This window comes from Actinomycetospora flava (genome assembly GCF_037400335.1).
Lineage (GTDB): Bacteria > Actinomycetota > Actinomycetes > Mycobacteriales > Pseudonocardiaceae > Actinomycetospora > Actinomycetospora flava.
The window spans coordinates 82,661-100,492 of record NZ_JBBEGM010000010.1 but is presented as its reverse complement, the minus strand read 5'-3'; the positions used below and the strand labels follow the sequence as shown (position 1 = coordinate 100,492).

Below are 17,832 nucleotides of genomic sequence, written 5' to 3'. Positions count from 1 at the left end.
GGGGCCCGGTCGATCGGACACGCGCGGATCCTAGCGGGCCGGACCCGGGTGAAACGATCGTCCACGGTGTGCGCGCCGCCGGTCACAGGCGCACGATCGGACCCATGACCACTGTCGACCTCGCCCAGGTGCCGCAGCGTCTCGCCACCGGCGCGTTCATCCTCAACTCCGGCCTCCAGAAGTGGTCCGGCGACGAGGAGACCGCGGCCGGGATCCACGGCTTCGCGGCGGGCACCTACCCCTTCCTCAAGGACGTCGACCCGCCCACGTTCCTCAAGGGCCTCGCCGCCGGGGAGATCGCCGTGGGCAGCATCCTGCTCGCGCCGTTCGTCTCCGGCCGCGTCGCGGGCGCCGCGCTGACCGCCTTCTCCGCGGGCCTGCTCGGGCTCTACCTGCGCACGCCCGGGATGCACGACGGGAACCTGCGGCCCACCCAGCAGGGCACGCCCATCGCCAAGGACATCTGGATGCTGGGCATCGGCACCGCGCTGGTGCTCGGCAACGGGCAGCGGCGCGCGGAGAAGAAGGCCGAGCGCAAGGCCGAGAAGGCCGTGCGGAAGGCCGAGAAGCGCGCCGCCGTCGCCGAGGCCAAGGTCGTCAAGAAGCAGCGGGCCTTGCAGGACTGACCCGCCGCGCGAGACTGGTCGCGTGATCGAGCCGCTCGAGGACCTGCGCCGGCGGATCCGCGCGCTGGGGTCGGTCGTCGTCGCCTTCTCGGGCGGCGTCGACTCGTCGGTCGTGGCCGCCGTCGCGGTCGAGCAGCTGGGCGCCCGGGCGCGGGCGGTCACGGCGGTGTCGCCGGCGCTGGCCTTGGGCGAGCTCGACGGCGCGCGGCACGTCGCGCGCACGCTGGGGATCGCGCACGACGTCGTCGACACCGCCGAGCTCGCGCGCCCCGGGTACCGCCGCAACGACCGGGACCGCTGCTACCACTGCAAGAGCGAGCTGTACGACCGCCTGGACGGGCTCGCGCGCGGTGACGCCGTCGTCGTGTCCGGGGCCAACGCCGACGACCTCGGTGACTGGCGCCCCGGCCTGCGCGCCGCCGCCGAGCACGGCGTGCGCCACCCGCTGCTCGAGGCCGGTCTGGGCAAGGAGGCGGTGCGGGCCATCGCGCGGCGTCTCGGCGTGCCCAGCGCCGAGAAGCCCGCGTCGCCGTGCCTCGCCTCGCGCCTGCCGTACGGCACGGAGGTCGACGTCGACGTGCTGGCCCGTGTCGACCGGGCCGAGTCGGCGCTCAAGGCGCTGGGGCTCGGGGTCCTGCGGGTGCGCCACTTCGGGACCCTCGCGCGCGTCGAGCTCGGGGCCGACGAGCTCGCGGGGCTCTACGCGCGCGGGCGGGAGCAGGTGCGGGCGGCGGTGCTCGCCGCCGGGTACGACGAGGTGATCGTCGAGGACCGGCCGTTCCGGTCGGGGTCGCTGAACCTGGTGCTGACACCGGTGCCCCGGTGACCGGGGAGTTCGCCGATCTCGACCACGACCGCCGGCGCCGCACCGGTGTCCCCGAGGTCGTGCTGGGGGAGGGCAAGACGCCCGAGCAGACCCTCGCCCTGGTCGCGGCGCTGCGCCGGGGCGACCCGACCGGGCCCGCGCTGGCCACCCGGTGCCCCGACGCCGTGCTCGCCGCGGCGCCCGACGCCTTCCCCGGCGAGCCGGTGACCGCCGACCCGCTCGGGCGCACCGTCGTCGTCGGTGACCCGCCCACGCCCGCCGGGCGCACCGTCGTGCTCACCGCGGGCACCGCCGACCTCCCCGTCGCCCGCGAGTGCGCGACGACGCTCGCGGTGCTCGGGGTCGCCGCCGAGCTGATCCCCGACGTCGGCGTCGCCGGCCTGCACCGGCTGCTCGGGCGCCTTGACCGGCTCCGCGACGCGCACGTCGTGGTCGTCGTCGCGGGCATGGACGGCGCGCTGCCCAGCGTCGCGTCCGGGCTGGTCGCGGCGCCGGTGATCGGGGTGCCGACGAGCGTGGGCTACGGCGTCGCGGCCGGCGGTCTCGCGGCCGCCGCGAGCATGCTGGCCACCTGCAGCCCGGGGCTGGTCGTGGTCAACGTCGACAACGGGTTCGGCGCGGCGGTCGCGGCGGCGCGGATCGAGAGGCAGGCCGCGGGTGGGTGACGCCGCCTGGGTGGACGCCACCGCGGGCGTCGCCGGCGACATGCTGCTCGCCGCCCTGATCGACGCGGGGGCCGCCGAGGAGCGGGTGCGCGCGGCGGTCGCGTCGCTCGGCGTGCCCGGGCTCGCCGTGCACACGGACACCGGCCGGCGCGGCGGGCTGCGGTGCCGGCGGGCGCACGTCGTCGTCCCGAAGAGCGACCACGCGCACCGGCACCTGGCCGAGATCCTCGCGCTCGTGGACGGTGCGGAGCTGTCGGCCCCGGCCCGCGCGGCGGCGCGCGAGACGTTCACCCTGCTCGCCGAGGCGGAGGCCGCGGTGCACGGGACGGCGACGGCGGAGGTGACCCTGCACGAGGTCGGCGCCCACGACGCGCTCGCCGACGTCGTCGGCGCGGTGGCCGCGGCGGACGACCTCGGGCTGCTGGACGCCGACGTCGTCTGCTCGCCGCTCGCGGCCGGGAGCGGGACCGTCCGCGCCGCGCACGGGCGGCTGCCGGTGCCGGTGCCCGCGGTGGTGGAGATCGCCGCGCGGGCCGGTCTCGAGCTGGCCGGCGACCTCACCGGCGAGCGGACCACGCCGACCGGGGCCGCGCTGCTCGCCGCGCTCGCCCGGCCCGGGCCCTTCCCGGCGATGACGGTGCGGGCGGTCGGCGTCGGCGGGGGAGCGCGGGACACCCCGGACCGGCCCAACATCACCCGGCTCGTGCGCGGCACCGCGCGGGCGGCGGACGCGGTGCGGACCGGGGAGGTGATCGTCCTCGAGGCGACCGTCGACGACCTCGACCCGCAGCTCTGGCCGTCGGTGCTCGAGGCCGTGCGGGCCGCGGGCGCGTGGGACTGCTGGACGAGCCCGATCGTCGCCCGCCACGGACGGCCCGGTCACGTGCTGTCGGCGGTGTGCGACGAGGCGGCGCGCCCGGCCGTCGCCGACGCCGTCTTCCGCCACACCACGACGATCGGGCTGCGCTGGTCGTCCGCACAGCGCGAGACGCTGCCCCGGCGCGCGGTGACCGTGGACATCCGCGGGCGGGAGGTCAGCGTCAAGATCGCCCGGCTCGGCGACGGCACCGAGCGGGCCAAGCCCGAGATCGCCGACGTCGAGGCCGTCGCCCGCGCGCTGGGCGTCCCGGCGGCCGAGGTCGCCGCGCTCGCGCTGGCGGCGCTCAGGTCGTCGTGACCGTGATCGTCGGGTCGCCGCGCAGGGTGTTGGTGACGTAGCAGACCCGCTCGGCGACGGCGACCAGCCGCGCGAGCTCCTCGCCGCCCGGGGCGTCGGCGCGCACGGCGATCTCGATCGCGGTGAAGCGCGGGCCGTCGTAGGTGCCGGTCGCGTCGACCGCGAGCCCGCGCAGCGCGACGTCGCGTTTGCGGGCGCTGTGCGCGACGGCCAGGGTGAAGCAGGACGCGATCGCGCCGAGGAGCAGCTCGGTCGGCTGCGGGCCCTGCCCGGTGCCGCCCGCCGAGGGCGGCTCGTCGACGACGAGGGGGAACCCGCCGGCGTCGACCGTGCAGCGCATGCCGCCCTCCCAGACGGCGCCCACGGACCGCTGTTTCACGGCGTCGCACCGGCGTGCAACACCGGTGCAACACCGGGGAGCACAGTGGCTCGGGTCACAGCCGCTTCCTCACCGGGGAGGTCATCATGGCCCGTTCCGTCGCCAGCGACGTCGTCGTCCCGCTGTCGCCGCCGACGGGCTCCGGGGAGCTCGGTGCCGTGCGGTGCGGCTGCCCGGCGACGCTGCGCCGCAGCGCGCACCACGACCGGCTGCTGGCGGTGGAGTCGGACCCCGACGCCGTGCTCGACCTCCTCGAGATCGCCGTGACCTGGGGCGAGCTGGACTACACCGGCGAGGACGTGCTGTCGCCGGAGGCGTGGCTCGACTTCGCGTCCGACCACGTGTGGCGCTGTCCGGACCGCGTGCTGCGGCTGTTCGCGCTGGCCGCCGACGTGGCCCTGCGGGGCGTGCCGGTGACCGCCGCCCGGTGCGCCCTCTGAGGTGGTCACCGGTCGTCGCGCGCGAGGCGGGTGAGGCCCTCGCGGGTCAGGTCGAACGCGGTGGCCGTCTCGTCGCCGCGGCGCAGGCGCACCTGCCCGGTGCCGTCGATGCGCCCGGCCACGGCGGCCTCGAGGCCGCGGGCGTGGAACGGCGCGACGGCGTCGCCCTCGCGTCCCGGCGGCACGCACAGCAGGAAGCAGAAGCTGGGGAAGCAGGTCAGCCAGTCGCCGGCGTCCACCCCGGCGGGCGTCGGGACGGCGTCGAGGTCCACCTCCACGCCGAACGTGCCCCATTCGAGCAGCATCGCCAGCGAGCCGACCAGGCCCGCCATGCTGACGTCCTTGGCGGCGACGGCCGCGCCGTCCCGCGCGAGCGCCGCGAGGACCCGCACGTCGCCCGCGCACCGCTGCCCGCGCTGCTCGAAGGCGGGGAAGAACGGGAAGTCCGGGCGCATCGCGCCGTCGAGGGCGGCCGCGACGACGAGGCTCTGACCGGGCGCCACGCGGGTCACCGAGAGCGGGGTGTCCACCGACCCCAGCGCGAACGCCGACACCGACGGCTCGCCGTCGTGGCTCGTGAGGTGCCCGCCGAGCACGGGGACGTCGTAGAGCGCGCAGGCGCGCTTCATGCCCTCGAGCGCGGCGCGGGCGTGGCCCTCCGACGCGCTGACCGTGTTGACGATGCCCAGCGGCTCGGCGCCCATCGCGGCGACGTCGTTGACGTTGGTGAGCACTGCGGCGAACCCCGCGCCCCACGGGTCGCGGGCCACGAACGGCGGCCACAGCGCCTCGCCGCAGGCGACCACGCGCCCGCCGGCGGTCTCCACCACGGCGCCGTCGTCCCCGGGGCCGCGCAGCCAGTCGGCACCGCCGAACACCTCGCTGACCAGGCCGATCGCGGCCTTCCCGCGCGTGCCGGGGTGGGTGGCGACGCGGTGGGCGAGCGCCTCGAGGCCGTGCGGAGGGGCTGCGGCAGGGAGCACCGGGGTCACGTCCCGTCGTCATCGATAGTAGTTGTCCATCCATTATGTGATCTAACATCGGCTCATGGCGACCCCGAGCTTCCTGACGCTGCCTGAGCGGTCGTCCCCGCCGCGCTCCACCGGGCTCACGCACGTCCTCGACCCCGGGGTGAGCCCGGCCGCGGCCGCCGACCTGCTCGGCGGCGCCGGGGCGTTCGTCGACATCTGGAAGACCGGCTGGGGCACCGCGTACGTCGACCCGCGGATCGCCGAGAAGATCGCGGTGCTCGACGGGCACGGGGTCGCGTCCTGCCTCGGGGGCACGCTGCTCGAGATCGCGTGGGCGCAGGGCGTCGCCGAGAAGTGCCTGGAGTGGGCCCACGGGGTCGGCTTCCGCCACGTGGAGGTCTCCCGCGGGACGGTGCCGATGACCGTCGACGACAAGCGGGCGCTCGTGCGGCAGGCGGCGGACCGGTTCGCGGTGATCACCGAGGTCGGCGCCAAGGACCCGGACCAGCAGCACACCCTCGACCAGTGGCGCGACGAGGCCGCCGCGGACCGGGACGCCGGCGCGCACCTCGTCGTCGCCGAGGGCCGGCAGAGCGGCACCGTCGGGATCTTCGACGCCGACGGGAGCGTGCGCGAGGACGTCGTCGACGCCCTGGCCGACGCCGTCGGGCCGGCGCACCTCGTGTTCGAGGCGCCGCGGTCGCATCAGCAGGCGTGGTTCGTGCGCCGCTTCGGCCCCGACGTCAACCTCGGCAACATCGCCCTCGACGACGTCCTCGGCCTGGAGACCCTGCGCCTGGGGCTGCGCTCGGACACCGCCGAGGCGACCGTCGGCGCCCTGATCTCCGCGGAGCTCGGCCGATGAACCTCGTGCCGGGGCGGTACCGCGGTGTCGCGGTGGCCCGCGCGCCGCTGCCCTACGACGAGGCGACGCTGCGGGAGCGCTACCTCGGGCGCGAGGCGTACTGGAAGACACGGTTCCTCGTCGTGCGCCGGCCCGACTCCGACGACGGGCCGGTGGCGCTGCTCGCCGTGACGCGCGCGGGCGAAGACGAGCTGTTCAGCCCGATCGTCGACGTCCGGCTGCTCGCCGGCCCCGACGAGACGGTCCTGCTGCACCGCCCGGAGCTCGACACCGGCGTGCCCACCCTGCTCGCGGCCGCGGCGGCCGAGGTCCCGGCGGCGCGCGCGGTCGTGGTGCAGGGCCGCTACGAGCACGTCAACTTCATCCTCGACCCGCGCCCGCTGGAGATCACCGTGCGGGAGGTGGTGCCGCCACGGCCCGCGAAGCTCGCCGACCAGGCCCGCCGCGTGCTGGAGCTCAGCGAGGACCTCCCGCCCATGACGCTGACCCCGCATGCCGTCGACCTGGCCGACCTCGCCGCCGCCCATCCCGCGCCGCACTACCTGCTGCCCTGCCGCGGCGGCGGGGGCGAGGTGCCCGGTGCCGACGTGTCCTACCTCGACGAACGGCCCCCGGAGGCCGACTGGACGCTGCTGGGCTGCGAGCGCTCGCGCCAGATCCACCGCTGGTTCTACGGCCGCGACGCCCCCGGCGCCGACACGTGCCCGCTGGCCGCGCTCGGCGCCGAGGGCCCCGGGGCCGTGCTCACCAAGTGCTGCCTGCAGCAGGAGGAGATCGCGGAGGGCACCGTCGAGGGCCCGGACGGCGCGACGCGGTGGGTGTCGGTGCCGTGGGGGTCGTCGCTCGACCACGTCCGCGAGGCCCTCGGCCGCCTCGCGCGGCGGGAGGAGCCGTCGTGGTCGCCCGCCTGACCGACTCGCCCGTCTACGCCCACCTCTGGACCACGCCGGAGCTCACCGCGCTGCTCGGCGAGGAGGGCCGCTGGCAGGCGTGGCTCGACGTCCTCGTCGCGCTGGCGCGGGTCCAGGCGCGGGCGGGGATCGTGCCGCCCGAGGCCGCCGAGCAGATCGCCCGCGTGGCGCGGGTCGAGCAGCTGGACTGGGACGAGGTCGCGGCGCAGACCCGCGCGACCTCGCACTCCACGCTCGGGCTGATCCGGGGCCTGCAGGCGGTGCTGCCCGAGAGCGCGCGGGAGCACGTCTACGTCGGCGCGACCGTGCAGGACGTCACCGACACCTGGTTCGGCACGGTGATGCGCGACGTCGGGGCGATCGTGCGCCGGGACCTGCGGGCGGTGGAGGAGCGCGTCCTGGCGCTCGCCGCGACCCACCGGGCCACGCCGATCGCGGGGCGGACGCACGGGCAGCCCGGGGCCCCGGTGACCTTCGGGCTCAAGGCGGCGTCCTGGGCCGACGAGCTGCGCCGCCACGCGCAGCGCCTCGATGAGGGCCGCCCGCGCTGGGAGGTCGGCCAGCTCGCCGGCGCCGTCGGCGCGCTCGCGTTCCACGACGACGACGGCGTCGACCCCCTCGCGGTCCGCGCCGCGTTCTGCGCCGAGCTGGGGCTGGGCGACCCGGGGATCTCGTGGACGACGAGCCGCGACCGCGTCGCCGAGTTCGGCGGCGTGCTCGCCATGATCGCCGGGACGCTCGCCCGCATCGGCGGCGAGGTCTACGAGCTGGCGCGCCCGGAGATCGGCGAGCTCGCGGAGCCGACCACCCCGACCGCCGTCGGCAGCATCACCATGCCGCACAAGCGCAACCCGGAGGCGAGCGAGCACCTCGACACCCTCGCGCGGCTGGCGCGGTCGTCGGCGGGCGTGCTGCTCGAGGGCGTCGTCGCCGCCCACGAGCGCGACGGGCGCGCGTGGAAGGCGGAGTGGGCGGCGCTGCCCGAGGTGTGCCTGCTCGTGGGCACCGCGCTGTCGCTCGCGCGCGGGCTCGTCGACGGGCTCGAGGTGCACGCCGACGCGATGGCGGCCAACCTCGCGCGCCACGGCGACCGGCTGGGCTCCGAGCGCGTGCTCGCGGCGCTCTCCCCGCGGCTGGGCAAGCACGCCGCGCAGGACCTGCTCCAGTCGCTGCTGCGCGGCGGCGGCGACCTCGCGGACGAGCTGGAGGCCCGGGGCGTCGCGAGCCGCGACGAGGTGCGGGGCTGGCTCGCGCGCCCGGCGGACCGGGTCGCCGTGGCGATGGTGGACGCCGTCGTGGCGCGCGGGCGGGGCGCGTCGTGACCCGCCTCCCGCTCGGCGTCCTGCCGACCCCGCTGGTGCGCGCCGACCGGCTGCGCGCGGCCCTGGGCTGCGGGCCGCTGTGGCTCAAGCGGGACGACCTCACCGGGTTCGGGGTGGCGGGCAACAAGGTCCGCGCGCTCGAGCACCTGCTCGGCGACGCGCGGGCGCGGGGCTGCGACGTGCTGGTCACCGGCGGCGGGCCCGACTCCAACTTCGTCGCCGCCGCGGCGCAGGCGGCGCGGGTCGCGGGGCTGGACTGCGAGCTGGTGGTGTGGGGCGACGACGACGCTCTCCGGGCGACGACGAACCTGGCGCTGGCGCGCGCGGCCGGGGCGCGGATCCGTCCCCTCGGCTCCGACGAGCGCGGCCGGGTCGACGGCGAGGTCGAGCGGCTCGGCGGGGAGCTGGCGAGCCGGGGCCGCCGTCCCCTGGCGGTGCCGCGGGGCGGGTCGACGCCGGTGGGGGCGACGGGGTTCGCGTGCGCCGCGGCGGAGGTCGTCGCGCAGTGGGTCGAGCCCCGGGCGCCGGTCGTCGTCATCCCCGTCGGCTCCGGGGGCAGCGTCGCCGGGCTGCTCGCGGGGCTGGCGGAGGTCGGCTGGCCGGTGCTCGGGGCGTCGGTGAGCCGGCCGCCCGAGGAGATCACCGCGAAGGTGCTCGCCCTCGCCGGGGAGACCGCGGCGCTGCTCGGCACCCCGCCCCCGCGCGGGGAGCAGCTGACGATCGTGGACGCCCGCGGACCGGGGTTCGGGGTGGCGTCGCCGGACGACCGCGCCGCCGCCGACCTCGTGCTGCGCACCGAGGGCGTGCTGCTCGACGACACCTACGGCGCGAAGGCGGCCGCGGTGGCGATCGAGCACGTCCGGCACGCCGGCCCCGACCCCGGCCCCACCCTGCTCTGGTCCACCGGCGGCCTCGTGTCCGCCCTCTCCCACGTGAGCGGTTTCCTCCCCTATAGGGGCGACAACCACTCACGTACGACAGATGGAGCACCGTGAGCGCACACCGCGACGAGGGCCCGCCGGTCGGCGGCCCCGCGCCCGAGCTCGTCGCGTCCGGGTTCGCGCTCGAGAACGCCGACGCCCCGTTCCTGCACCGCGGGCTGAACCTCGCCGACATGGCGCACGTGCTCGACCTGTCCCGGCGCGGCCTCGTGCCCCCGGCGGCGCAGCGGGCGCTGCTCGAACTGCTGCTGGTCGCGCAGGCCACGCCGGCCGAGGAGTTCCCGTACGACCCGGAGCTCGGCGAGCCCTACAACTCCCGCGAGGCGTGGTTCGTCACGCAGCTCGGCGACGTCGCGGGCTGGCTGCACGCCGGGCGCCCGCGCCGCGAGGCCGTGCGGATCGCGCTGCGCCTGCACGTCCGGCACCAGATCGCGGAGCTGGTCACCGAGGCCGTCCGGTTCGGGCGCGCCGCCGTGACGCGCGCCGAGGAGCACGCCGAGACGGTGATGCCCGACCAGACGTACCTGCAGCACGCGCAGCCCTCGACGTTCGCGCACTACCTGCTCTCGTTCGTCTACTCGACGGTGCGCGACGGGCACCGGCTGCTCGCCGAGCTCGACTGGGTCGACACGAGCCCGGGCGGCGCCGGGTGCGTCAACGGCACGCGCCTGCTCGACGACCGCGCGTTCGTCGCCGAGGCGCTCGGGTTCGACGGCGTCATCGAGCACACCCGCGACGCGATGTGGCAGGTCGACGGGCTGATCTCGGTGCTCGCGGTGGCGTCCAGCCTGGTGTCGAACCTGTCGAAGCTCGCCGAGGACCTGGAGATCTGGTCGTCGTCCGAGTTCGACTACGTGGATCTCGACCACGGCTTCACCCGCGCCAGCGTGCTCATGCCGCAGAAGCGCAACCCGTACTCGCTCTCGATCATCCGCGGCGCCTCCGGGGTGCTCATCGGGCGCCTGTCGGGATTCCTCGCGGTGAGCAAGAGCCCGTCGGCGCGCAGCGACAACCTCATCTACGCCTACGGCGAGGTACCGCGCGCGCTCGACCTCGCGCTGCGCATCACCCGGCTCGCCGCGGGCGTCGTGCGCACCCTGCGCGTCAACGCCGACCGGCTCGCCGAGGAGGTCCGCGGCGGCTACAGCCAGGCCACCGACCTCGCCGAGCACCTGGTGCAGACCTGCGACGTCGACTACCGCACCGCCTACCTCGTCGTCGGACGCGCGGTGCGGAACGCGAGCACGGCGGGCGTCCCCGGCGTCGAGATCACCGGCGAGATGCTCGACCGCGCGGCCGTCGAGCACACCGGGCACGCGCTGGGGCTCACCGGCACCGACCTCACCGACGCCCTCGACCCCTGGCGGATCGTGCTGTCCCGCGACGCGCAGGGCGGCGCCGCGCCCGCGGCCGTCGCGCGCATGACCGCCGCGCTCACCGAGCAGCTCGACGACCTCGACGCCCGCGCCCGCGAGCGCCTCGCCGCGTTCGACGGCGCCGAGACCGCGCTGCTCGGCGCGGTCCGAGCCGCCACCAGCCCCGAGATGGAGGAGACCCGATGACAGTCCTGCCCGACGCGATCGCGGTGGTCAACGTCGGCCTGCCGATGTTCGCCGAGGCCGTCCGCGCGCAGGGCGGCACCGTCACCCACGTCGACTGGCGCCCGCCCGCCGGCGGCGACCCGGACGCCGTGCGCGCGCTGACCCGGCTGTACGCCGACCCGGCGATCGACGTCGCCAACGCCGAGGTGCTGCGCCGCCTCGACACCGGCGTGCCGTTCCTGACCGCCGTCCGCCGCGCCGACGAGGTCGTCCCCGGGGTCGGCGGGCGGATGCTGCTGCACTGCGGCCCGGCGGTCGACTGGGAGCACGCCTGCGACCCGCTGCGCCGGTCGATGCGCGCCGCCACCGTCGCCGAGGGCTGGGCCGCCGACGTCGGGGAGGCCGACGGCCTGCTCGCGCGCGGCGAGGTCCGCCTCGAGCCCGCCAACCACCACGACACGGTCGTCCCGATGGCGAGCGCGATCGGGCCGAGCGCGCCGGTCCTCGTCGTCGACCTCACCCCCGACGACGGCGACGAGCCGGTGCGCGCCTTCGCGCCGATCAACCAGGGCCCCGGCGAGGTGCCGTGGTTCGGCCGGGACACCGACGCGGCGATCGCGCGCCTGCGGCTGCTGCGCGACGTCGCCGGCCCCGCCCTCGCCACGGTCCTCGCCCGCTCCGGACCGCTCGACATCCTGGCCGTCGCGGCGCAGGGCATCGCGATGGGCGACGACCTGCACATGCGCACCCAGGCGGCCACCAACCTGCTCGCCCGCACGTGGCTCGGGCACGTCGCGGCGCTGCCCGACGACGTCCGCGCCCCCTTCGCCGACTTCCTCGCCGGCAACCACCTGTTCTTCCTCACCCCGGCGATGGCCGCGGCGAAGGCCCTGACCCTGTGGGCCTCGCGGGTGCCGGGCTCCTCGATCGTCACCTCGATGGCCCGCAACGGCACGACGTTCGGCATCCGCCTGCCGGGGTCGGACCGCTGGTACACGACGGCCGCGCCCCCGGTCGGCGACGCGCTCTACTACTCCGGCCTCGGCCCCGACGACGCCGCGCCCGACATCGGCGACAGCGCCGTGCTCGAGCTCGTCGGGCTCGGCGGGCCGGCCGCGGCGAACTCGCCGGCCGTCGCGGCCTTCCTCGGCGGCTCGATGGCCGACGCCGCCGCGGCGACCGACGCGTTCCGCCGCATCTGTGTCGGGTCGAGCAGCCGCTTCACGCTGCCCGCCGCGAGGTTCGCCGGGACGCCGATCGGGGTGGACCTGCGCAAGGTGGTGGCGACGGGCGTCACCCCCAAGGTCAACACCGGGATCCTCGCGGCCTCGTCGGGCCAGGGCCAGGTCGGCGCGGGGGTGGCGACGGCCCCGCCGGCGTGCTTCGTCGAGGCGCTGCACGCGCTGGCCGGATGATCGTCGACGCCGGGATCGGCGCGGCGGAGCTCCTGCGCCGTCCCGTGAGCGGGCGGGTGGTGTCGGTGCACCGGAAGGCCGCCTACCTGCGACTGGACGGATCGCTGGTCGCGCTGGTGGCACCCGACGCGGACCCGGGGCCGATCCACGTCCGGTGCGCGGCGCTGCCGCCGTGCCGGGTCGGCGAGCACGTCACCGGCGACGGCCCGCGGCTCGCGGGGGAGCGGTGGGCGCTGCGCGGGCCCGGGGCGGTGTGGCGGGGCACGGTGCCCGGGACCCTGGTCGACAGCGCTCTCGCCCGGAAGGCGCTGATCTCCGGCGAGATCGTGGAGGCCGCGGCGCGCACCGAGACCCTCGACGACCTCGCCGCCACCGTCGGCGGGCGCGGGCCGGGCCTGACGCCGGCGGGTGACGACGTGCTCGCCGGCGCGGTGCTCGTGGCGTGGGCCGCGGGCGCGGACGAGGCGCGGCTGGTCGCGCTGACCGGGGCCGTCCGCACCACCGAGGTCTCGCGCGCCTTCCTGGCGTGGGCGGCCCGCGGGCAGTCGGTGGCGCCCGCGCACGACTGGCTGCACGCCGTCGCCGCCGGCGACCGCGCCGGTGCCGGACGCGCCCTGGCCCGCCTGCACCGCCTCGGCGCCGACTCCGGCCGGCACCTGGGCGCCGGCATGGCGCTGGGGTTCGCTCAGCTGCCCCGGGTCGTCAGCCAGACCGCGCGCGCCGCCACCGGTCCCGGATTGCGCCAGCGGGTGTGACGGTCGGCGGGGAACTGGACGGTGTCGCCGGCGCCCAGGACGTGGCGCTCGCCGGCGACCTCGACCTCGAGCGTGCCGTCGAGCAGGTGCACGAGCTCCTCGCCGGCCTGCGGGCCGCCGGACGCGCCCTCCGCGCCCGCCTCGACGACCACCGCGGCCCCGCCGACCCGGAAGCGCTCCGGCGCGGCGGTGATCGCGGTGCGCACGGTGCCGCCGTCGCGGACCTCGGCACCGGCGCCCGCCGCCACGACGCTCGCGACGGCCGTGGGCGCCTCGTCGCCGACGAAGTGCCCGATCGGCCGCTCGAGCGCGTCCGCGAGCTTCAGCAGCGTGGTGATCGTCGGGACCATGTCGCCGCGCTCGACCTTGTGGATCGCGGCGGCTGAGACGTCGGCGCGGCGTGCGAGCTGCTGGAGCGACAGGCCCGCCTGTTGTCGCAGGTCACGCACCTTCGGGCCGATCGCGTCGACGACCGACTCCCAGGCCGGCGGTGGCGCGGCCGGGTCCGAGGGCTCGGCTGCTGATCGGGCCATGGCGCTACTCCTTGACACCCACGACGCGGTCAGTATGGTCAACACGCATCAACTTTGGTGGACATCCTGTCGGATCCGGCGCGCGCCGTCGACCGGCTCGCAGCCACGCATCGTAGGGCTTCCGGAGAAAGGGTCCGCGTGCCGCACAAGACCGTGATCATCGGCGGCGGTGCCGCCGGCCTGGGCTCCGCGGGTGGGGTGAAGGCCGCGGACCCGGACGCCGAGGTCGTCGTCTACACCGAGTTCGAGGACGTCGCGTACAGCCCGTGCGGCATCCCGTACGTGCACGGGCAGGAGATTCCCGACTTCGAGCGCCTGTTCCTCGCGACCAAGGAGCAGTACGTCTCGGTCGGCATCGACGTCCACTACGAGACGACGGCGACCGGCATCGACACCGCCGCGCGCACCGTGCAGGTCGCCGGCGAGGGCGCCGTCGGCTACGACACGCTGATCGTCGCCACCGGGTTCGAGTACGCCGACCCGGGCGTGCCCGGCGGCGACCTCGAGGGCCTCTACTACGTCAAGAACATCCGCGCGGCGATGGAGTGGGACAAGGTCCTCGACTCCGTGAAGCGCGCCGTGGTCGTCCACGCGACGCCGCTGGGCGTGGAGATGACCACCTCGCTGGCGCACCGCGGCATCGAGACCCACCTCATCGACCCGAACCCGTGGCCGCTGGCCGACATGGCCGACGCCGACATCATGGCGCCGGTCGAGGAGTCGTGGCGCGAGCTCGGGGTGGTCGCGCACTTCAACACCACGCTCAAGGGCTTCGTGGGCCAGGGCCACGTCAGCGCCGTCGCGACCTCAGAGGGCGAGCTGCCCTGCGACCTGGTCGTCGTCGCGACCCACAAGACGCCGAACGCGCGCCTCGCCGCCGCGGCGGGCCTGAAGATCGGGTCGACGGGCGGGATCATCGTCGACGAGCGGATGGCCACCTCGGTGCCCGGCGTCTACGCGGCGGGCGACGCCGTCGAGGTCCCGCACGGGCTGACGCGGGTGCCGCTGCAGGGGCTCACCGGCAGCCACGCGTACGCGCAGGGCAAGACCGCGGGCACCAACGCCGGCGGCGGCACGCGGGCCTACAAGGCGGTCTACGTGCCGTGGGGCACGCCGGCGGGCAAGTGGGTCATCGGCGGCGCCTCGTTCGGCGAGACCACCGCCACCGCGCTCGGCATCCCCTACGTGCTCGGCCAGGCGCAGGGCATCTCGCGGGCGCGCTACTACCCGGGCGTGAAGCCGGTGAAGGTCAAGCTGCTCGCCGAGCCCGGGAGCCTGCGCCTCATCGGGGCGCAGATGGTCGGCCAGGAGGGCATCAAGGAGCGCGCCGACTTCCTGGCGATGGCCGTCAAGCACGGCTTCACCTTCCACGACCTGTCGACCATGGAGAACGTCTACTCGCCGGCGATCGGGGCGCTCAACGAGCCGATCGTCGTCGCCGCCACCAACGGGCTCGAGGAGCTGCGCAAGGCGGGGAAGCTCTGACATGGCGCGTGGTTCCTTCTCGCGGTGGCTGCGCGAGAACTCCCAGCACTACCTGATGGTCGGCGCCCACGAGCAGCTCGCGCGCCGCTACCCCGGCACCCGCGGCCCGCGCCGCCCGCACGGGCCCCTCGAGCTCGCCTGGCTGCGCGTGTTCGCGCCGGTCTACCGGGCGCTGCCGTGGCCCCTGCGGCACCGGATCCTCCGCGCGATGCCCGGCAGCCACCGCCAGACGTGGGCGCCGCCACCGGCGCCCCGCGACCCGGCCGTCTGACGGCCCACCCGACAGCGGCGGGACCCACCCGCCGGCAGCACCACACCGACAGAGACGAGGGGTACCAGTGGTCCAGATCGTGGGTGAGCGTGTCAGCCCCGGCGACGCGATCGTCGACTACGAGGACAAGGTCTTCGACGACATCCAGGCCGAGCAGGGCGAGAAGGCCTACATCTTCATGCACACGGTGCCCTTCGAGGGCTCGGTCGGCCTGGTCAACATGCTGACCGCCACCCGGGTCAACCGGAAGGGCTTCGACACCAGCATCGTGCTGTTCGGACCGGGCTCGCTGATGGCGTCGGCGTCGCGCGGCTTCCCGAAGGTCGGCGACGAGGCGTTCCCCGGGGCGCTGGGCTACAACAAGCAGCTGACGACCTTCATGAACGAGGGCGGCAAGGTCTACGCGTGCCGTTTCTCGGCGGCGATGCTGTACGGGATGCGCGAGGTCGACATGATGGAGGGCGTCAAGCCGATCAACCCGCTGGACGTCCTCGACGCCCAGCTCACCGCGCGGCGCGAAGGTGCGCTCGTGATGCAGACCTGGACCGTCTGACCGGTGGCGAGGGGGCGGCGCCGACGGCGCCGCCCGCCCCGCTGCCGCCGGCGCGCCGTCACGAGTGAGGAGAGCTGTCGTGGATCCGTTGGCCGACATGGGCGGGTCGCCGGGGTGGGGCCCGGCCAAGGTGCCCACGCCCGACGAGCCGCCGTTCGGCGAGCCGTGGGAGGGCCGCAGCTTCGCGATGACGGTCCTGACCATGGGCCGCATCTCCGGGCGCAACCTCGACGCGTTCCGCTACGCGCTCGAGCGCCTCGACCCCGTCTCCTACCTCGCCGACGGCTACTACGGCCGCTGGCTCAACGCCGCGGAGCTGATGCTGCAGGACAGCAGCATCCTGGCGCCCGGGGCGGTCGACGCGCGGGCGCGCCGCCTCGCCGGCGAGGACGTCGACGAGCCGGCGTTCCCCGAGCCGCAGAAGCCCGACTACGCCCCGACGGGGCCGGGCTCGCTGCGCGAGATCGAGGGCCCGCCGGCTTTCGCCGTGGGCGACGCGGTGCGCACCACGAGCACCCCGCGCCCGCAGGGCCCCTCCAAGCTCCCCGGCTACGTGCGCGGCCGCCGCGGCACGATCACCGCGGTGCGCCCGGGCCACCTGCTGCCCGACACCCACGCGGTGTTCCGGGGCGAGAACCCGCAGTACGTCTACACGGTCGGCTTCCCGTCCACCGAGCTCTGGGGTGACGACGCCGAGCCGTTCACCCTGCACGTCGATCTGTTCGAGTCGTACCTTGCCAAGATCTCCGAGAAAGAGGCTGACCGGTGACCGACGCCCCTCCTCGTCGTCCGGAGCCCGCGCAGCGCACCGAGGCGCTGGAGTCGCTGCTGGTGGAGCGGGGGCTGATCGACCCCGCCGTGATGGACAAGTTCATCAAGACCTACGAGCAGGACGTGGGCCCGCTCAACGGCGCGCAGGTGGTCGCGAAGGCGTGGACCGACCCGGAGTACCGCGAGCGCCTGCTCGCCGAGGGCACGTCCGCGATCAAGGAGCTCGGCTTCGGTGGCCCGCAGGGCGAGCACATCGTCGTGCTGGAGCAGACCGACGACGTCCACCACGTCGTGGTCTGCACCCTCTGCTCGTGCTACCCGTGGCCGGTGCTGGGGCTGCCGCCGAGCTGGTACAAGGACCCGGCCTACCGCGCGCGGGTGGTGCGCGAGCCGCGCACGGTGCTGCGCGAGATGGGCCTGGACGTCCCCGCCGACAAGAAGATCGAGGTGTGGGACTCCTCGTCCGAGGTGCGCTACCTCGTGCTCCCGCAGCGTCCGGCGGGCACCGAGGGCTGGGACGCCGAGGCGCTCACGCCGCTCGTCACCCGCGACGCCATGGTGGGTGTGGCCGTGGTGGCGGCGCCGTGAGCACGGTGCTCGACACCGCGGGGCCGGCCGCTCCGCCACGGAGCAACGGCGAGCTGGTGTTCGCCGAGCCGTGGGAGAGCCGCGCGTTCGGGATGGCGGTGTCGCTGTCCGAGGCCGGCGCATTCACCTGGGACGCCTTGCGCGACCGCCTCGTCGCGCGCATCGCGGCGTGGGAGGCGGAACGCGGTCTCGAGGACCCGGAGTTCCGCTACTACGCCTGCTGGCTCGACGCCCTCGAGGACGTGCTGGTCGACGGCGGCGCGCTGGGCGGTGACGACGTCGTCGCGCGCTCGGTGGAGCTCGCCGCCCGCCCGGCCGGCCACGACCACCGTGACGACGAGCACGGGCACGGGCACGGTCACTAGCTCGCCGGAACGGCGCCGGGACGTCTGGACGGGCGACGGAGTCCCAGGACCTCGCGGAGGTCCACGCCCTGATCAACAAACGGCGACACACGGTCTACCTCGAGTCGCGGTCGCCCGGTGCGTACCAGGCCGTGCTCGACAAGGCCGCGGAGATCCTGCGAACCGGGCACAACCCGTCGGGGACCTCGATCGACGTTCAGCGGGAGCTCATTCGGGAGCACCTGGGCTGGTAGGTGTACCGCCTCGTCTCCGAACCGGCCATCGACGATCAGGTCGCCGCGCTGCCCATCGAGGCGTTCGCCGCGTACGCGTTGCTGATGGAGAGTTCGAAGCGCGCGCCGTGGAGCGGGGAGCCCCAGCACGGCGACAACCCCGACGGGTCGGTGCGCCGGCCACGGAGGTCCTCGCTCCGGCGGAAACGCTTCGACATTC

General features: G+C 75.7%; 22 protein-coding genes and 1 pseudogene. 19 read left to right on the top strand and 4 right to left on the bottom strand.

Annotation, left to right across the window (positions count from 1 at the left end; genetic code table 11):
• Positions 1-104 precede the first annotated feature (104 nt).
• From WCD58_RS22460 to larC, 4 genes are read left to right on the top strand one after another with little or no spacing between them, the layout of a single operon-like run.
• Positions 105-626, top strand: coding sequence for a hypothetical protein (locus WCD58_RS22460; protein ID WP_337705307.1), 522 nt, complete (start codon positions 105-107; stop codon positions 624-626).
• A 22-nt stretch (positions 627-648) separates the two neighbouring features.
• On the top strand, positions 649-1,452 hold the full coding sequence (gene larE / locus WCD58_RS22455; protein WP_337705306.1) for an ATP-dependent sacrificial sulfur transferase LarE: 804 nt from the start codon (positions 649-651) through the stop codon (positions 1,450-1,452).
• Complete coding sequence (gene larB, locus WCD58_RS22450) at positions 1,449-2,117, top strand: nickel pincer cofactor biosynthesis protein LarB (protein ID WP_337705305.1); 669 nt, start codon at positions 1,449-1,451, stop codon at positions 2,115-2,117. The genes larE and larB overlap by 4 nt, the downstream gene beginning before the upstream one ends.
• Entirely contained in the window at positions 2,110-3,294 is a 1,185-nt protein-coding gene (larC, locus tag WCD58_RS22445; protein WP_337705304.1) for a nickel pincer cofactor biosynthesis protein LarC, read from the top strand. Before larB ends, larC begins: the two co-directional genes overlap by 8 nt.
• Here larC and WCD58_RS22440 read toward each other — a convergent pair.
• Positions 3,281-3,658, bottom strand: a complete 378-nt coding sequence (locus WCD58_RS22440; protein WP_337705303.1) for an OsmC family protein — start codon at positions 3,656-3,658, stop codon at positions 3,281-3,283. The genes larC and WCD58_RS22440 overlap by 14 nt on opposite strands.
• 101 nt (positions 3,659-3,759) lie before the next feature.
• Here WCD58_RS22440 and WCD58_RS22435 point away from each other — a divergent pair, with 101 nt between their 5' ends.
• Complete coding sequence (locus tag WCD58_RS22435; protein WP_337705302.1) at positions 3,760-4,113, top strand: hypothetical protein; 354 nt, start codon at positions 3,760-3,762, stop codon at positions 4,111-4,113.
• A gap of 5 nt (positions 4,114-4,118) precedes the next feature.
• Here the strand turns inward: WCD58_RS22435 and WCD58_RS22430 are convergent, their stop codons facing one another.
• Positions 4,119-5,096 carry an AIR synthase related protein gene (locus tag WCD58_RS22430; protein WP_337705301.1) on the bottom strand — a complete coding sequence of 326 codons (978 nt, stop codon included), beginning with the start codon at positions 5,094-5,096 and terminating at the stop codon, positions 4,119-4,121.
• Positions 5,097-5,160: 64 nt separating this feature from the next.
• Here WCD58_RS22430 and WCD58_RS22425 point away from each other — a divergent pair, with 64 nt between their 5' ends.
• The 7 genes from WCD58_RS22425 to WCD58_RS22395 are packed head-to-tail and all read left to right on the top strand — an operon-like array spanning position 5,161 to position 12,834.
• Positions 5,161-5,949: a phosphosulfolactate synthase gene (locus WCD58_RS22425; protein ID WP_337705300.1), complete on the top strand. Its 789-nt coding sequence runs from the start codon at positions 5,161-5,163 to the stop codon at positions 5,947-5,949.
• Positions 5,946-6,860 carry a DUF7714 family protein gene (locus WCD58_RS22420; protein WP_337705299.1) on the top strand — a complete coding sequence of 305 codons (915 nt, stop codon included), beginning with the start codon at positions 5,946-5,948 and terminating at the stop codon, positions 6,858-6,860. The genes WCD58_RS22425 and WCD58_RS22420 overlap by 4 nt, the downstream gene beginning before the upstream one ends.
• Complete coding sequence (locus WCD58_RS22415; protein ID WP_337705298.1) at positions 6,845-8,182, top strand: class-II fumarase/aspartase family protein; 1,338 nt, start codon at positions 6,845-6,847, stop codon at positions 8,180-8,182. The genes WCD58_RS22420 and WCD58_RS22415 overlap by 16 nt, the downstream gene beginning before the upstream one ends.
• Positions 8,179-9,177, top strand: coding sequence for a 1-aminocyclopropane-1-carboxylate deaminase/D-cysteine desulfhydrase (locus WCD58_RS22410; protein ID WP_337705297.1), 999 nt, complete (start codon positions 8,179-8,181; stop codon positions 9,175-9,177). Before WCD58_RS22415 ends, WCD58_RS22410 begins: the two co-directional genes overlap by 4 nt.
• Entirely contained in the window at positions 9,174-10,685 is a 1,512-nt protein-coding gene (argH, locus tag WCD58_RS22405) for an argininosuccinate lyase (RefSeq protein ID WP_337705296.1), read from the top strand. The genes WCD58_RS22410 and argH overlap by 4 nt, the downstream gene beginning before the upstream one ends.
• Positions 10,682-12,079 carry a YlbE family protein gene (locus tag WCD58_RS22400; RefSeq protein WP_337705295.1) on the top strand — a complete coding sequence of 466 codons (1,398 nt, stop codon included), beginning with the start codon at positions 10,682-10,684 and terminating at the stop codon, positions 12,077-12,079. Before argH ends, WCD58_RS22400 begins: the two co-directional genes overlap by 4 nt.
• Entirely contained in the window at positions 12,076-12,834 is a 759-nt protein-coding gene (locus WCD58_RS22395; protein ID WP_337705294.1) for an oxamate carbamoyltransferase subunit AllH family protein, read from the top strand. The genes WCD58_RS22400 and WCD58_RS22395 overlap by 4 nt, the downstream gene beginning before the upstream one ends.
• Here the strand turns inward: WCD58_RS22395 and WCD58_RS22390 are convergent.
• Positions 12,765-13,367, bottom strand: coding sequence for a helix-turn-helix domain-containing protein (locus WCD58_RS22390; protein ID WP_337705293.1), 603 nt, complete (start codon positions 13,365-13,367; stop codon positions 12,765-12,767). The genes WCD58_RS22395 and WCD58_RS22390 overlap by 70 nt on opposite strands.
• Positions 13,368-13,505: 138 nt before the next feature.
• Between WCD58_RS22390 and WCD58_RS22385 the strand changes: the two genes are divergently transcribed.
• From WCD58_RS22385 to WCD58_RS33715, 7 genes and pseudogenes are all read left to right on the top strand, one after another.
• Complete coding sequence (locus WCD58_RS22385; protein ID WP_337705292.1) at positions 13,506-14,852, top strand: FAD-dependent oxidoreductase; 1,347 nt, start codon at positions 13,506-13,508, stop codon at positions 14,850-14,852.
• A 1-nt stretch (position 14,853) separates the two neighbouring features.
• Positions 14,854-15,123, top strand: a complete 270-nt coding sequence (locus WCD58_RS22380; protein ID WP_337705291.1) for a hypothetical protein — start codon at positions 14,854-14,856, stop codon at positions 15,121-15,123.
• Between the two features lie 79 nt (positions 15,124-15,202).
• A complete protein-coding gene (locus tag WCD58_RS22375) occupies positions 15,203-15,676 on the top strand; it encodes an MSMEG_0572/Sll0783 family nitrogen starvation response protein (protein ID WP_337705290.1) in 474 nt (157 codons plus the stop codon).
• 79 nt (positions 15,677-15,755) lie between these two features.
• Positions 15,756-16,445, top strand: coding sequence for an SH3-like domain-containing protein (locus WCD58_RS22370; RefSeq protein WP_337705289.1), 690 nt, complete (start codon positions 15,756-15,758; stop codon positions 16,443-16,445).
• Positions 16,442-17,035, top strand: coding sequence for a nitrile hydratase subunit alpha (nthA, locus tag WCD58_RS22365; protein WP_337705288.1), 594 nt, complete (start codon positions 16,442-16,444; stop codon positions 17,033-17,035). The genes WCD58_RS22370 and nthA overlap by 4 nt, the downstream gene beginning before the upstream one ends.
• Positions 17,032-17,400 carry a nitrile hydratase accessory protein gene (locus WCD58_RS22360; RefSeq protein ID WP_337705287.1) on the top strand — a complete coding sequence of 123 codons (369 nt, stop codon included), beginning with the start codon at positions 17,032-17,034 and terminating at the stop codon, positions 17,398-17,400. Before nthA ends, WCD58_RS22360 begins: the two co-directional genes overlap by 4 nt.
• A gap of 41 nt (positions 17,401-17,441) precedes the next feature.
• Positions 17,442-17,633, top strand: a pseudogene (locus WCD58_RS33715) (DUF6247 family protein); the annotation flags it as partial.
• 35 nt (positions 17,634-17,668) lie between these two features.
• Here the strand turns inward: WCD58_RS33715 and WCD58_RS22355 are convergent.
• Positions 17,669-17,830, bottom strand: coding sequence for a hypothetical protein (locus tag WCD58_RS22355; RefSeq protein WP_337705286.1), 162 nt, complete (start codon positions 17,828-17,830; stop codon positions 17,669-17,671).
• Between the last annotated feature and the right edge of the window lie 2 nt (positions 17,831-17,832).

Coding starts and splice junctions, on each gene's coding strand:
- WCD58_RS22390 (WP_337705293.1), bottom strand. CDS start 13,367: ATGGCCCGATCAGCAGCCGAGCCCTCGGACCCGGCCGCGCCACCGCCG.
- WCD58_RS22380 (WP_337705291.1), top strand. CDS start 14,854: ATGGCGCGTGGTTCCTTCTCGCGGTGGCTGCGCGAGAACTCCCAGCAC.
- WCD58_RS22425 (WP_337705300.1), top strand. CDS start 5,161: ATGGCGACCCCGAGCTTCCTGACGCTGCCTGAGCGGTCGTCCCCGCCG.
- WCD58_RS22355 (WP_337705286.1), bottom strand. CDS start 17,830: ATGTCGAAGCGTTTCCGCCGGAGCGAGGACCTCCGTGGCCGGCGCACC.
- WCD58_RS22395 (WP_337705294.1), top strand. CDS start 12,076: ATGATCGTCGACGCCGGGATCGGCGCGGCGGAGCTCCTGCGCCGTCCC.
- WCD58_RS22460 (WP_337705307.1), top strand. CDS start 105: ATGACCACTGTCGACCTCGCCCAGGTGCCGCAGCGTCTCGCCACCGGC.
- WCD58_RS22435 (WP_337705302.1), top strand. CDS start 3,760: ATGGCCCGTTCCGTCGCCAGCGACGTCGTCGTCCCGCTGTCGCCGCCG.
- WCD58_RS22420 (WP_337705299.1), top strand. CDS start 5,946: ATGAACCTCGTGCCGGGGCGGTACCGCGGTGTCGCGGTGGCCCGCGCG.
- WCD58_RS22400 (WP_337705295.1), top strand. CDS start 10,682: ATGACAGTCCTGCCCGACGCGATCGCGGTGGTCAACGTCGGCCTGCCG.